Source organism: Nostoc sp. FACHB-888 (assembly GCF_014696655.1).
Classification (GTDB): Bacteria; Cyanobacteriota; Cyanobacteriia; order Cyanobacteriales; family Nostocaceae; genus Nostoc.
This window is the reverse complement of sequence record NZ_JACJQM010000125.1, coordinates 1-13195: the sequence shown is the minus strand read 5'-3', so window position 1 is coordinate 13195 and position 13195 is coordinate 1. Positions and strand designations below refer to the sequence as shown.

General features: G+C 41.8%; 16 protein-coding genes and 1 pseudogene. 7 read left to right on the top strand and 10 right to left on the bottom strand.

From position 1 onward, the window contains the following. The first annotated feature begins 724 nt into the window (after nucleotides 1–724). The 5 genes from H6G26_RS32750 (at nucleotide 725) to H6G26_RS32730 (ending at nucleotide 2856) form a co-directional block, all read left to right on the top strand. Nucleotides 725–1318, top strand: coding sequence for an AAA family ATPase (locus tag H6G26_RS32750; RefSeq protein ID WP_190735007.1), 594 nt, complete (start codon nucleotides 725–727; stop codon nucleotides 1316–1318). Next, nucleotides 1315–1713 carry a hypothetical protein gene (locus H6G26_RS32745; protein WP_190735005.1) on the top strand — a complete coding sequence of 133 codons (399 nt, stop codon included), beginning with the start codon at nucleotides 1315–1317 and terminating at the stop codon, nucleotides 1711–1713. Before H6G26_RS32750 ends, H6G26_RS32745 begins: the two co-directional genes overlap by 4 nt. A gap of 62 nt (nucleotides 1714–1775) precedes the next feature. Next, the gene (locus H6G26_RS32740; RefSeq protein WP_190735003.1) at nucleotides 1776–2066 is read left to right on the top strand and encodes a DUF2281 domain-containing protein; all 291 of its coding nucleotides are present in this window, start codon (nucleotides 1776–1778) and stop codon (nucleotides 2064–2066) included. Further along, complete coding sequence (locus H6G26_RS32735) at nucleotides 2066–2509, top strand: type II toxin-antitoxin system VapC family toxin (protein ID WP_190735001.1); 444 nt, start codon at nucleotides 2066–2068, stop codon at nucleotides 2507–2509. The genes H6G26_RS32740 and H6G26_RS32735 overlap by 1 nt, the downstream gene beginning before the upstream one ends. A 119-nt stretch (nucleotides 2510–2628) precedes the next feature. Continuing rightward, a complete protein-coding gene (locus H6G26_RS32730) occupies nucleotides 2629–2856 on the top strand; it encodes a hypothetical protein (RefSeq protein ID WP_190734999.1) in 228 nt (75 codons plus the stop codon). 96 nt (nucleotides 2857–2952) lie between these two features. Here the strand turns inward: H6G26_RS32730 and H6G26_RS32725 are convergent, their stop codons facing one another. The 5 genes from H6G26_RS32725 to H6G26_RS32705 form a co-directional block, all read right to left on the bottom strand. Next, on the bottom strand, nucleotides 2953–3270 hold the full coding sequence (locus H6G26_RS32725) for an antibiotic biosynthesis monooxygenase (protein ID WP_190734997.1): 318 nt from the start codon (nucleotides 3268–3270) through the stop codon (nucleotides 2953–2955). Between the two features lie 126 nt (nucleotides 3271–3396). Continuing rightward, nucleotides 3397–3936: a VOC family protein gene (locus H6G26_RS32720; RefSeq protein ID WP_190734995.1), complete on the bottom strand. Its 540-nt coding sequence runs from the start codon at nucleotides 3934–3936 to the stop codon at nucleotides 3397–3399. A gap of 91 nt (nucleotides 3937–4027) precedes the next feature. Further along, a complete protein-coding gene (locus tag H6G26_RS32715) occupies nucleotides 4028–4606 on the bottom strand; it encodes a VOC family protein (RefSeq protein WP_190734992.1) in 579 nt (192 codons plus the stop codon). A gap of 39 nt (nucleotides 4607–4645) precedes the next feature. Continuing rightward, nucleotides 4646–5626, bottom strand: coding sequence for a glucose 1-dehydrogenase (locus H6G26_RS32710; protein WP_190734989.1), 981 nt, complete (start codon nucleotides 5624–5626; stop codon nucleotides 4646–4648). A gap of 63 nt (nucleotides 5627–5689) precedes the next feature. Next, nucleotides 5690–6283: a VOC family protein gene (locus H6G26_RS32705; protein WP_190734987.1), complete on the bottom strand. Its 594-nt coding sequence runs from the start codon at nucleotides 6281–6283 to the stop codon at nucleotides 5690–5692. A 141-nt stretch (nucleotides 6284–6424) separates the two neighbouring features. On the opposite strand from H6G26_RS32705, the gene H6G26_RS32700 reads away from it, so the two are divergent. Next, nucleotides 6425–7384: a LysR family transcriptional regulator gene (locus H6G26_RS32700; protein ID WP_190734985.1), complete on the top strand. Its 960-nt coding sequence runs from the start codon at nucleotides 6425–6427 to the stop codon at nucleotides 7382–7384. Nucleotides 7385–7441: 57 nt separating this feature from the next. Here the strand turns inward: H6G26_RS32700 and H6G26_RS32695 are convergent, their stop codons facing one another. The 5 genes and pseudogenes from H6G26_RS32695 to H6G26_RS32680 form a co-directional block, all read right to left on the bottom strand. After that, entirely contained in the window at nucleotides 7442–8434 is a 993-nt protein-coding gene (locus H6G26_RS32695; protein ID WP_190734983.1) for a tyrosine-type recombinase/integrase, read from the bottom strand. 54 nt (nucleotides 8435–8488) lie between these two features. Continuing rightward, nucleotides 8489–8897, bottom strand: a pseudogene (locus tag H6G26_RS32690) (four helix bundle protein). A gap of 668 nt (nucleotides 8898–9565) precedes the next feature. After that, nucleotides 9566–9697 (bottom strand): hypothetical protein, encoded by a 132-nt coding sequence (locus H6G26_RS43965; RefSeq protein WP_277883937.1) that lies wholly within the window; start codon nucleotides 9695–9697, stop codon nucleotides 9566–9568. Continuing rightward, on the bottom strand, nucleotides 9672–11873 hold the full coding sequence (locus H6G26_RS32685; protein ID WP_190734981.1) for an AAA family ATPase: 2202 nt from the start codon (nucleotides 11871–11873) through the stop codon (nucleotides 9672–9674). Before H6G26_RS32685 ends, H6G26_RS43965 begins: the two co-directional genes overlap by 26 nt. A 419-nt stretch (nucleotides 11874–12292) precedes the next feature. Continuing rightward, complete coding sequence (locus H6G26_RS32680) at nucleotides 12293–12463, bottom strand: hypothetical protein (protein ID WP_190734979.1); 171 nt, start codon at nucleotides 12461–12463, stop codon at nucleotides 12293–12295. 242 nt (nucleotides 12464–12705) lie between these two features. Between H6G26_RS32680 and H6G26_RS32675 the strand changes: the two genes are divergently transcribed. Continuing rightward, nucleotides 12706–13155 carry a hypothetical protein gene (locus H6G26_RS32675; RefSeq protein ID WP_190734976.1) on the top strand — a complete coding sequence of 150 codons (450 nt, stop codon included), beginning with the start codon at nucleotides 12706–12708 and terminating at the stop codon, nucleotides 13153–13155. The last annotated feature ends 40 nt before the right edge of the window (nucleotides 13156–13195 follow it).

Genomic DNA, 13195 nt, shown 5'->3' with positions numbered 1-13195 from the left:
CTTGAAAACTAGACAGAACAACCGAACTATCTGGGGCAGATGGAAAACGCTGCCCTGTGTGCGGATTAATTAAATTAATACTGCTGTGCAACGTCACGGCTGGGTCTTCAATTTCAATACCATTATCTCTAATTTTCTTGAGCCAAGGTGACTAAGAGCAGTATTTTTACTCTCAATGTTCTCCAAAATCATAAATGTGTAGAGATTTAAATTTCTCTGATAAGTCTGCGAATACTAAAAACAAACACTGTCACCGAATTAACTCTCGTTTTCTAGAATGACATAGAAGGTAAACCTACGCATCCAGTAAATGGTTAATAGATGGTTAACCAGTCATGTGATGAGGTGGCGATCGCCTATGCAGTCGTGGAATGATGATGTTATGGTATGCTGATTTAATTTTGAATTGGCGAAAATATAGATTATCAGAAATACGTATTGTTGTATTACTAGCAATTTGTATTATTGCCAATTTAAGCGACTCATCCAAACTGTACTAACCAGTAAACCAAAGAGAGCTAACCAATCTAATAATTAGGGATACAGTCAAACTGTCTTTTGTTCAGGTGTAGCTTGGAGAAGCTAGTGATTACTACTTTTAAGTTTTTATATTTTTGAATTGGCGAAATTATGTATTGCTGCCCAGGTAACATTTTATAAATTAAAAAATACAAATTTTCGTTATTTTGAGGGTAAACTAGCAGCATTTATTGGAGTACATGGAGTGATAATCACCCTAGCTAGTTTCAAGGGTGGCGTAGCAAAAACGACAAGCGCCATCCATATTGCTTGCTTTCTATCTCAGCATGGCAGCACCTTGTTGGTTGATGGCGATCCAAACCACAGTGCTACAGGATGGGCAAAACGAGGAGCATTACCTTTTAAGGTTGTAGATTTACTACAAGCTCCTATGCATAGCCGTAATTTTGACCATGTGGTTATTGACACAGCAGCTAGGCCAAGCCGCGAAGATTTAGAAGCACTCGCTGATGGGTGTAATTTATTAATTTTGCCTACTACCCCTGATGCTTTAGCGATGGATGCCCTGTTGCAGACTGTAGACACGCTCAAATCATTGGGCAGCTCACGCTATCGTGTGTTGCTCACAATTATTCCCCCAGCCCCTCGTTTAACAGGACAGCAAGCACGGGAAGCATTAGAGGTAGAGGGAATACCACTATTTCAACATGGGATTAAACGATTTGCTGTTTATGAAAAAGCGGCACTGGAGGGGCTGCCAGTTTATCAAGTAAAAGACCGCAGCAGCAAAATAGCATGGCGTGAGTATCAAGAGGTGGGTAAGGAGATACTGTCATGAGCAAGCCTAGCCCCTTTAAGAAATTATTTGAAACCAAAGAAGAACCACAAATTGAGCCAGAACAACCAACAGAAGCAATCACAGAGAGTAACGTGACACAGACTCCAACACCACAAAAGACAGCGCCAATTCAAGAAGAACCCCGTAAACGTGGCAGACCTGCAACTGGAAAGCGGTCTGATGATGCTTGGATTGGGCGCACTTACTATGTGAAACGCTTAACAGATTTAGATGTAGAGGAAGAATTACTCAAACTTAAAAGACGTGGCGTAGAGATTGATAAAAGCGAATTGGTAGATTTTCTAATGTCCGTCTGGGTGAAATGGCAGCAAGGTGAAAATATAGATTTACTACTTGACGAATTTACGCCAAGGCGAAATTCTAAATTAGACTGATAATGAAAAAGACTGATGCAGCTATTCCTGGATTTCCCATGCATCTTTAGGAGATACCCACTATGACTATCAAAGAATTGCTTCTTATCGAAATTGAATCCACCTCAGATACCATTCTGACTGAAACGCTAGACTTTTTACGCTTTTTGAAAACGAAGGAAACCCAAACACAGCCTGTTTCATCTGTGGCAGATTCTGCCGACCACACTCCAGTAAATTCCACAGGTCGCTCACTGCTCGAACATTTAAAAACAATTGGTAAATGGTCAGGTGATGATTTACAAGAGTGTCTTGAGCTAGTTTATGCCACTCGCGGCAAAGCCAAATTTGATTACGACAACCCCTTTGAATAATGTACTTGTTAGATACAAATCACTGTAGCCAAGCAATACTTGGTAATGTCAATGTGCTTCATCGCCTTGCAGAAGTGGAAAATTCTGTAATTACAACCTGCACCATCGTTCAAGGCGAACTGATAGACATGGCAGAACGTTCTCAACGCAAGGAAAATAACTTAGCTCTAATTCACCGTTTTCTAACGGGTATATACAGCCATAATATTGATGGATCTACTGCTACTATCTACGGGCAACTGAAAGCCGCTTTATTCAATCAGTTTGCACCGAAGGAGAAAAGTAAGCGGAGAAAAACGAAAATAACTGATCTAGGCTTCGATGAAAATGACCTTTGGATTGCAGCTGTAGCCTTACAACACGGTCTTATCGTTGTGTCAGCCGATAGCGACTTTCAGAGAATTCAACAAGTGAGAACATTGTCTGTTGAATCTTGGCTGTAAATCCCATCCCTTATCCTCACCTGCGCTTGATTAGTTCTACTCAAAATTATTTCAATAGCAGAAGGTCAGAATGTAATGGGATTTAACAACGTAAATGGCAGTAAGGCGAAAATATAAATTTGTTAATTGGCGAAATTTCGCATTGGCGAAATTATCACAATGAAGCAGGCGACTTTATAGAAAACCCTGACATACCAATTGATAGGGTGTCTACTGTTAGATTCGTTCACAATCCTACTACCCCAATGGGCGGGATAGAAACATACACTACGCCTGATATAGATTTACTTAACAAACTTTCTGAGCAATATCCAACGGATATGCTTCCTTTCCCAGAAGATGAATAAAAACTGTAATTAGCTTTCATAATAATTTTTTGTCAAAAGTGGATCACACCTGCCGAAGGTAACGCACGAGATATGACCGTTTGTACTTACCTATGCTTAATTTGTTTTGAGGCTAAGAATTGTTTCCCAAATTGTCCATTGGCTCGGTTCAGCCAATAAATTTTTTGTTCGTTTTAAATAAGGTTTGCGATAAGGTCTGTTGAGTTGTGCTGTCTCGAAATCGTTTTTGTCAGCCCAAGTCTCGTAGAACATAAACCTAGTCGGGTCGTGAGGATTCTGGTTGACTTTGAAATTAAGCAGGTTTGGTTCAGCAAAGACGTGTTTGAGAACATTCATCAGTTCTTTTTTGTAGGCTTCTTCCATACCAGGCTTAGTACGGACTGAAACTAATACAGTTATAGGTTTGCTACTCATAATTCTTCCCTCAGAACGATGCGGTTGGGAAGTTGGAGCGAACCTAGTTGATAATTTGTGAATAAATTGGTGTGTGCGTTCATACTTTTAACTGGTGAAAATTTGGTAATTAGATGTGGGGAAAATCTATTTTTGACGTTCCCAAATAGCGATGAGATTGCCATTGTTGTCCCGAAAATTTGTAATCGATGTGCCAATTTCGGGAATATAACGGCTCTCCCAAATCAGTGGTACACCTTTGGCTTTTAACTGAGCATTCGCTCCTTTTAAGTCATTCACGTAAAACACCATATTGCGGATGCCGAGAACCTCTAAATGTGCTGGAGGGTTTTTTGGTTTTCCTTCCAAATTTCGCTGATTAGGGATTTTGATTAAATCAATGAAAAAGCCATTCTTTTCCATCAAGGCAATCTCAATACCTGTAGAAACTTGCCTTCTACTTTGCAACTTGAAGCTTAACTTGTCTGAATACCAACGCACAGATTCGTCAATATCTGGAACTGATATGGCGACATTGTAAATTTCCAGTGTTTCAAGCCCCATGTCAGCTTGTGAATTTATTTTAGGTTGGTTTTGGTTAGCAATTGCAAAAAGACTAGTACTTGCTGTAAGTCCGGTTGTGGTCAGGATAACTGCTATTAGTTTTTTCAAGCCTTTAGGTTGCATGGTGAAAATTCCTGCGCGTTCATGACCTAACAATAACTTGTGCCAATAGATAGAAAAAGCAGTTTACTGTCATATAACTTGTGAAAATAATTCACCAATTTAGGTACACAGATGCTAATAAGCTTGAAAATTTAGTTTGCTTGAGTTCCTCAACCAGTTCAATCAAATTCCCGTTGTTGTCCTGAATGAAGCAGAGCTTAAGCTTCAATGCCTCATCTACTCTTGGTTCCCACAGGAACTTAACGCCCTTTCTCCTGAGTTCTGCGGCGACGATATCTAAATCGTCTACGACAATTGCCAGATGTTTGTAACCCTGTATTAGCAAATCATCCGGAACATTAGTCACTGGCGGTTGAACTCGGAACGAGCTTTTGCGTGCAAATACTTCAAGACGGATGCCATTTAATTCTAGAAAAGCTTGCTGTGTAGATAGTTGAGGTAAATCGCGTCTGAAGATAACTCGGAAGCCAAGTTTATCTTGATACCACCGAACCGTCTCTTGAAAGTTAGTAACCGAAATTGCCACATGATGCAATTTGGCCGAACCTAGTGGTGTAACAGGAGTGGCTGGCTTCTGCACTTGGGCTTGGTCATGCGCCATTGCAGAAAAACCGACAATTGCAACAATTACAGTGCAACTAAGCGCCTTATTAACTGCGTTTTTGAGCATAATTACTTCTGGTGTTGTTTCGGACGGATCAATTTAGCACTACAGGCGGTCTTCAGCCGCAGAACCTTCATGGGCAGCCATACCACCGTCCACTACCATGATGTGTCCATTGAGGAAACTGGCTTGTTCGTCCGCGAGAAACAAGGCTACATTCGCTATCTCTTCTGGTTGTCCCCAACGTTTGAGCGGGACTTTGTTAGCAATAGAGTTACTGACTTGTTGATAAAGCTGAGTATCTACAGGGTTAACAAACTGATTCAGGAAAGTTGTCTCGATGGGGCCTGGTGCAATTGCATTCACGCGGATACCTTGGGTAGCGTACTCCAGCGCCGCAGCTTTCGTCAAACCGACTACACCATGTTTAGAACTTACATACGCACCAACATTTGGTAATGCCACAAGCCCTAATGTCGAAGCCTTGTTAATAATGACACCTGATTTTTGCTTGAGCATCTGTTGTAGCTCATACTTCATGGAGTAGAACACACCGTCGTAGTTGGTGCTATTTAGTTCCTGCCAATGTTCCGTAGTCATCTCATGAATTCGCCCAAAACCTGGTACACGACCAATACCTGCGTTGTTGTAAGCTATATCAAGCCGACCATATTTCTGAATAGTTGCTTTTACGAAAGCTTCCACTTGTTTAGGGTCGCGTACATCAGCACGCATATATGTTGCTTCACCACCATTGTTGCGAATTGTGGCTTCCACTTGTTTGCCCAAGTTTTCGCGTCTGCCGCAAAACATGACTTTTGCCCCTTCTCTGGCAAAGAGTTCAGCTGCGGTGCGTCCCATCCCACTCGTTGCACCTGTAATTAAAACAACTTTGCCATTAAATCGTCCGTTTGCAGAGCGAATTGGCGATCGCTGTGTCAGAGTTTGGTTTTCGTTCGCCTTGACCTGATGACTATTAAGTGCTTGATTGCCAATGACTGCCATCGTTCCCAAAGCTGTAGTACCACCAAAAATAAACTTGCGTCGTGTAGCAGAGATTTTGAAAGGCTTTCTGGAATGGCTCATTGTCGTTTTCTCCTTGATAAAAGTTTATTCAAAGTTTGATAGTTGTTCTATCTTCTGAGTTCTTTAAGGGCGATTCAGTCGCTCCCAAACGTTGCCGCGACGCTCCCAAAGCGTGATGAGATTATTGTTGTTATCTCGAAACATAGTCACGCGAGTACCAACTTCTCTTAGTTCACGGGCTTCCCAGACAAACTGGATATTTTTAGCTTTCAACTCACGCACGCTTGTATCCATGTCATCAACCCATAAAACAAAGTTCTTTATTCCTTGATATTTCAGGTGATTTGGTGGGTCAAGGTTTAGCATTGGCATTGGTTGGGAATTTGCTACTTCTAAAAATTCGATAACCACACCATTACGCTCAATCATGGCGATAGACACCCCATTGGACAAATCTGCTTGGGAAATTTTGCGGAAGCCCAACACGCGCTGATACCAATCTACGCTGGCATTCACATCGGGGACTGAAATAGAAACATTAAAGTGTTTCATCGAATCCAAACCACGACCGTTACGAGTATTAGTATCAAATGTTTCTTTTTTCTGTTCATTGCTCGATTGTGCAGATACAGAAAAGGAATTTTGGTTAAGTCCCGCTAAGTTACCAACAGTGAGTCCAACTGTAGCGATCACGATAGGTAGTAGTTTCTTCAACATGATGGTTTTTCCTTTTTACGGTTTTTTGCGCTCGTGCAATCCTCTATTGCCTTCAAGTTAACCTTTGGCAAAAAGAAGAAAAAGTAGTTACATTTCACATGACTTGTGAATAAAGTTCAAAAATCATTTAAGCTGGTGGGCATGGACAAACTCAACAGCCTAATCATCTTCGTCCGCGCTGCCCAAAACCGCAGCTTCTCAGAAGCTGCGCGACAAATGGGGATGTCGCCATCCAGCATCAGCAAAGCCGTGCAACGCTTAGAAGAAGAACTGGGAATCCGCTTACTTAACCGCACCACCCGCAGCGTGACGTTGACGGATGACGGTGCTGCTTTTTACTCACGGTGCCGACAAATTCTCGATGAGTTAGAAGAGGCAGAACAAGAACTGCTGCAAACGAGGTATCAACCCAGAGGGACGCTAAGAATCGATTTAACAATGGCGTTGGGGCGAATGCACATTGTTGGGGCGTTGCCTATGTTGACGGCGAAATATCCTGAACTCAAGCTGGATGTATCTCTGAATGACCGCTTTGTTGATTTAATTGAAGAAGGAATTGATGCTGTTGTGCGCTTGGGTATTGGTACGGACAGTCGATTAATTATGCATCGGGTGGCGACAGTGCGGTTTGTTGTTTGTGCTTCACCGGATTACTTCAAACGCCACGGTATTCCCAAAACTCCTCAAGACTTGAAGCAACATAACTGTATAAATTTTGTCTATCCCCAAACACGAAGGGTGTTTGAGTGGCGCTTTCAACACGGCAGTTTGCACACTCCAGGGAACCCCCGCAACGCACTGCCTCACCAAGGCGAACAATTTGAAATGCCTGTGGAGGGTTCCTTACGATTTGACCATGCCGAATCTTTACTGGAAGCTGCAATTGCGGGCGCGGGAATAGTGCAAGTTCTTAACTATGTTGCTGGAAGAGCAATTGCGGGTGGTGAACTTCAACCGATACTTGAGGACTATGCTGCTCCTGGTGAACCGATATCGGTAATTTATCCACAAAAGCGGCATTTATCAGCAAAAGTTCGCGCTTTTATTGATTTTATGGTTGATTTAATGGGTCAACTTAGGCTGGAGAAAATTGTTGAATAAAAGCTCTACATTATCTGTAAACATTAGCGTAGACTTAGGCAGAGTTATAGGTCTTTCCTAAATCAATTCTGATATTGAGTCACTCATCTGCTTTTGCAAACGCTGGCGGTTATCATCATATTTCAATACCGTCTGCACTTGGGCGTGTCTGCTGAAACGCTGGGTAGCACGGTAGTTGCCATTATTCAGATCCAATACTGTAGTAATCGCACTATGACGAACACGATGTGGTGACATCTTCTTAGTAATTCCGGCTTGCAAGCATAGCCCATCTACCAATCGCCTGATTGCCTCCCCGGTTAATCTCGCTCCATTCTTGTGGTAAGCCAGGACGGTGAAAAGCGGGTTATCACCACGTTTCTTCTTACTTGCTTTTATCCAACCGGAGATTGCATCGGCGGTTTTGTCCGATAGGTCAAGAATTTCTTTCTGGCTACCCTTGCCTTTACCCAAGATTGCAAGAGTTTTCTCAAGAGCGTTAAAGTCACGCACATTCAAATTGACTATCTCATTACGACGCAAGCCATTATCCCAAAGTAACCGCATAATGGCATAATCGCGCTTGCCCTTAAGGGTACTGCGGTCAACCAACGCTATGACTAAAGCATAGTCCTCGGCTGGAATGCCCATTGTGTCACGGTAGGTTTCGACCTTTTCACCTTTGACATCATCTAGGGAGAAATTGCAGACCCCTAACCGTCGCCCCATCTCAACCATTGACTTGATAGCACTAAGGCGACGATTCACCGTAGCTTCAGCCAATTTTTTCTTAATCAGGTGCGCTTTGTACTTGAGAACCACAGCGACAGCATGACGTTGTTCCAGGTGAAGGAATTCTAGAACCAAATCCCGACTGGGTTCTTTCTTAACAACGAACAGAAAGAAATCTTTCAAGTCTTTCTGATATTCGCGCTTAGTGTTCAGCGATCGCTTATCCCCAATCAGCTGCTGAATCACATCGGGATCATTTTCTAAGGAAAAGTCCTCGCCGATCGCTAACGCCAGCGAGTTCTCCAGAACAGTTAGATTTTCGGGATGGATTGGGGTCATGGTTTTAAGCAGGGGGGCAGGGGGAGCAGGGGGAGCAGGGGAGGTAAGGGAGGTTTAACGCTTTATCAACCAAGGTGTTGGGTTGTTAATCATAGTCACCAAACCAGATAAAACGCGGTTGTAAGTACCATAAAGTTCTCTACCGATTTCAACATTTATGTAATTGCATTTAACAGCAAATTCAATCCAAGTCTGTGTTTCAGCCGCTTCAGCCTGTCTACGACACGCTCCGCGAACACAATCACTCAATTTTGCTACAAATGCTGCCTCATACCTTCGTTTTCGCCATGCTTCAGCTTTCATTGGCACATACAGACCGTGACGACCGACGAATTTGGTCAGTTAACGAGTATCGTTCTTCTACTGGAAATTTTTTGGATGCCTCAAAAATCTTCATGGCTGTGTCAAAAGCCATCTTGTAGACTTCTAAATCTTTATGGTCTTTAATCGCGTCTTTGTTCATCTCCCCCTGCTTCCCCTGCTTCCCCTGCTCCCCCTGCTTTCCATCTTAGCCGTTTCGGCGGTGTTTATTACTCTAAGTGGTGTGAAAATTGCTATTGTCGCACTATGTCCCAACAAGGGGGGAGTGGGTCAGGGGGGAGTTATTGTCAGATGATTGACAATTTTTCCGGGTGATGAAGAGAAATTAAATTAGATGAAAGTGTAAGGGCTGACGATTTAACTAAGTAATAATGCTGCTTTTGGTCTGGAGATTGCGGTTTTGCCCTAAGCTGGGTATCCGCGGAGATACGTGCAAATTGGGACACGTTGTAAAGTTTTGTAAAGTCAATTGTCAAAAACCTTGATTTACCGTCGTTTCAGCATCAACCGAAACTTGACTATTCAAATGAAGACATTCCCTAAAAGGGTCATTTATGGGCAAGTGTCAAGGACAAAAAGGGGTGAAAGCTTGGTTTTACCGTGCAAAAGTTTGATTCATCTAATATCATTTTTGGGCAAGTTAGTAAATTAACAAGGGATTGTTTGCAATATTTATTTACAACGTGTCTCTTTTTGCAGGTATCTCGGCGGCCACCCATTAGGGTGTACACAAAAAGAGTTGTACACCTTGATTCAGACTAATAAACAGTTACAGATTGAAGTTGAATTAGTTAAACAAGGCCGAGCTTCTTATTGTTGAATTGGAAACAGAGTTGCGTCTAAAGAAAATGCTTCCACCCCAGAGATGATGGGGCAAATTATCATCATCTCAGGATTTGGGGTAAGTGCGATCGCGCTACTGGTTTTTTCTTGATTGGCCATTCACTCTACCAGCTAGCCTCATCCAATCAGCACGGCACAAAGTGAATACTCTATTTTTCTTAAAGGCAAAGTAGCTAATCTCAGCACTCACAAAGTAAGCATCCATATAAACTACTTTGGCTATAGTTCCTGGCTTCCATTTGTTATCCCCCTCATGGAATGTTATCTTATCCCCTTCCATGAATTCTGGCTGAGTTACCAACTGTACTGGTGTTTCGGGTAACAATGTGGAAATTGTTTTTACCCCTCCCCCCCCCTGTGTTTGTTGTATGTTGTTATCTATCTCTGAAATGCTTACAGGGTATAGGGGATTTTCAATAACACCCTCGCTTAAGCGCGTATCTGTTATGTATTTGTTATCTATTTGTTGTGAATCTGTTATCGAACCCTGAAAATATTGTGTAGTATTACTTTCAGGAGATTGGATAACATCCGGTACATAGAGGGGGAGAGAGGGGGGGTTATGGTTTTGGAATGGTGTTATATAATATACTGACCTTCTCCTGTCAGTTACACTTGGTCGAGTGCCAATAATACGCTTCTCAACTAGTCGGTTAAGTTGTGTGTAAATGGATTTTTTGGCTATTCCTAAGTGCTGGCTAATCTCACTAGCCTCTAGCCCTTTGGGTGAATAGGATTGCAGTAACTCAACGATCCTCTCTTGCTGTGACTTCTCAGACTGCTTTTGCTCTGGTGTTATCCCGTCTTGACCAAGTGATACCCAATGATTAATCTCTGGGTCTAACTCAATCTTTAATGTTTGTCCTTCTGTATCCCGCGCCAATATATTGAAAATTCTGGTCAATGACTTTGGGTTAACTCTAAATCTCTTAGGATTATTTGGATCTGGTTCTGGGATATGCTCTAAGCTCCAAATACCCCAGGTAGCACCTGCTATCGAACTATTACCGCGCACTCTCCCAACGCCTACAGCATCTATATTCTTATTGGTATGGTGAATCAAAATACCGCTTGCGTTGTACCTAGAAATGATTTCCTTTAGCCGATAAATGTTATCCGCAAACTCAGCGCTATTCTCAGATAGCTGGCTACCTACTGTTATTCTTTTGAGGCTATCAATTATAACTAACGTTGGTCTAAATGCCTCTAATTTGGCTTCTAATAGGTGCAATTGAGTGATATTGAAAGAATCCATGAATTCAACATTAGAGGCATCTTCACGTCTAAAACCGCGCTTGAGCAATCGACCTCTAGCAGTAGTAGGGCTTTCATCACACTGAATTATCAAAACCTTGCCTTGCTTGCATTTTTCACCCAGAAAAGTATCCTCCCCTGTCGCTACAGCAAAAGCAGCATCATAAGCAATAAGAGATTTACCACTTTTTGGATCAGCAACTAAGAGAATAGTTTCACCTTGTGGCAACATACCGGGGATTACGTAATCGACACCCGGTAAATTCAAATCAAGCAGTTCATCTAGGGAGTAGCATTTTACCTCCTGTATCCTCCCCTGTTCACTTATGTGCTTGAGCAAGTTGTCAATTTCTGAAAGTCTGATTCTGTAAGACTCAGCTAACTTTTGCTTAATGAATGCTTTTGCAATTGGGTCTGCCTCTTTAGCCAGTGCCTGAAGCTCAAGCCTAAGTTTATCTTGGTTAGTTTGTTGAGATTGAGCTTGGCTGGCTAACTTCTCACACTTCTTACGCCATTCCCAATCACTAGCACCGCATCTCTCGCCAAGTTGGTCTAGTTCAATATCTTGCTCATTCTCCGGCAAGAGTGCGATCGCGACTTTAGCGATCGCTAGTGCCTCACGTTTTTTAAGCTTCCGTTCGTCAGCAACTTCTATCCAATCAGCAAAGGGCAATGCAAACTCAAAAATCTCTTGTGTTAGCTCCCTGGCCGCGGTTGCATCCGATACCAGGCAATCTAAAGGTAAATTAATCCTATGTACAAAGCAATCGCCTCTGGCCTGCTGCACCATCCAGCCTATAGCCTTGATATCAGCCTCTGAGGTGGCTTTATCCGCAATTATGTAATGATTCCCCTTGCTAATTCCTTGATTGCTTGATGATAAGCATCTTATGGTAAATAGTGGCTTGAATGACCTAGCTGTGATAATGTTGGTGACCCAAAGCGTAGGTAATAAAGGCTCAATATTTGCCACTGTTCCAAGTGGGAATGAGGTTGTATTATTTGAGTTCAATTGCTGCATAATTCTTCCTGAGTATTTTGCAGCAACCCCTATTACCTCACTTGTTATATAAAAAAAAACAAGCTACGATAACAGAAGATATTTGATAAGACTCCTGAGATTCTAAGTTTGGCGACAGCGAATCTTGGGGGTTGCTTTTTTTTGTGTACTATTTAACGACAAAGCGCGATCGAGCTTGATTCAGAAGCCATTGCAGGGTAAGGGGTAAAGGAGGCGATAAAACTTTTGTCCACATACCCAGAGGTGGGTACTCTCCTTATCCTGCTTAGGTTCTAGACTTTTATACTTAGATAAATAAGATTTATCCTCAAAATTTCTGACATAACAGAACCATTGAAACAACCTAGCGCGACTATCCCAAAAACTTGAATCAACCCATTGGGATCTAGCAAGTAACAGGAATTATATGATATGTGCTTTTATTTACCATCAGCCTGTTCGTCTCTGTGCCTGAATGCCTCAATACAGAGGTGAACTACCTGCTGGCTAAACGTTCTAGTCTCATTCTCGGATGCTTTTGTTATTCTTTCAAATAACTCTTCCGGAAAAGTTATAGTTTGACGTTTACCTTTATACCTATCGCTAGTCATTTTTTATTTTTGCACTCTTAGAACCTCCAACAATCTTATTTCATCTATCATAATATTTTACGATTCTACTGGGTTCTATTGGGTTCTATTATGCTATGCTATGAGGTGCATAGAATCAATCTAGTGGAGCTATCGGATTTCTTGGCATGGCGAACAAAAGATATTGCCAGATGTACAGGGAGCTTAAGCACTCGTATGAACGCACCTATCAAAAGCCGATATCAGATATCAGTTGGTATCGATTGATTTCTCAATTGAGGCAGTTTTTAGATTTTTCTGTCGAATCTGCAAATGCTTCACTGATTATCAAAAGTATTGCTAACTTGAAGCGTACCCATAGGAATTTCAGAATCTCTAGTGAAGGGTTTAACGAATCCTGGGAAATTTTTCAGCATTATTATCAGCAACAAAGTAGCTTAACCTGTGCGGAGTTCCTATCAGAAATAAGCCAAATAGTTGATTTATCTCAGGTGTCAAAAACATCTATTTATAACTGGTTTGTTAAGGCAGGAATACCTTATAGACATGAAAAAAAGTACCCAACAGCCGATTTAGCATTAGTAGCTTTTCAGGCTACCAAATGTCTAAAATCCCGTGAAATGAAACGAGTAGATAAAGCAATTCAGACTATTAGACCTCTTGCAAAATTACTTTTATGTTATAGTCAAGGGTTTGCATTTTGGAATTGCTAAATTTAACTCATAGTTATAAATTGCTGCTAGTAAGTTACAA

Coding starts and splice junctions, on each gene's coding strand:
- H6G26_RS32745 (WP_190735005.1), top strand. CDS start 1,315: ATGAGCAAGCCTAGCCCCTTTAAGAAATTATTTGAAACCAAAGAAGAA.
- H6G26_RS32740 (WP_190735003.1), top strand. CDS start 1,776: ATGACTATCAAAGAATTGCTTCTTATCGAAATTGAATCCACCTCAGAT.
- H6G26_RS32735 (WP_190735001.1), top strand. CDS start 2,066: ATGTACTTGTTAGATACAAATCACTGTAGCCAAGCAATACTTGGTAAT.
- H6G26_RS32725 (WP_190734997.1), bottom strand. CDS start 3,270: ATGAGTAGCAAACCTATAACTGTATTAGTTTCAGTCCGTACTAAGCCT.
- H6G26_RS32720 (WP_190734995.1), bottom strand. CDS start 3,936: ATGCAACCTAAAGGCTTGAAAAAACTAATAGCAGTTATCCTGACCACA.
- H6G26_RS32715 (WP_190734992.1), bottom strand. CDS start 4,606: ATGCTCAAAAACGCAGTTAATAAGGCGCTTAGTTGCACTGTAATTGTT.
- H6G26_RS32710 (WP_190734989.1), bottom strand. CDS start 5,626: ATGAGCCATTCCAGAAAGCCTTTCAAAATCTCTGCTACACGACGCAAG.
- H6G26_RS32705 (WP_190734987.1), bottom strand. CDS start 6,283: ATGTTGAAGAAACTACTACCTATCGTGATCGCTACAGTTGGACTCACT.
- H6G26_RS32700 (WP_190734985.1), top strand. CDS start 6,425: ATGGACAAACTCAACAGCCTAATCATCTTCGTCCGCGCTGCCCAAAAC.
- H6G26_RS32695 (WP_190734983.1), bottom strand. CDS start 8,434: ATGACCCCAATCCATCCCGAAAATCTAACTGTTCTGGAGAACTCGCTG.
- H6G26_RS43965 (WP_277883937.1), bottom strand. CDS start 9,697: ATGGCCAATCAAGAAAAAACCAGTAGCGCGATCGCACTTACCCCAAAT.
- H6G26_RS32685 (WP_190734981.1), bottom strand. CDS start 11,873: ATGCAGCAATTGAACTCAAATAATACAACCTCATTCCCACTTGGAACA.
- H6G26_RS32680 (WP_190734979.1), bottom strand. CDS start 12,463: ATGACTAGCGATAGGTATAAAGGTAAACGTCAAACTATAACTTTTCCG.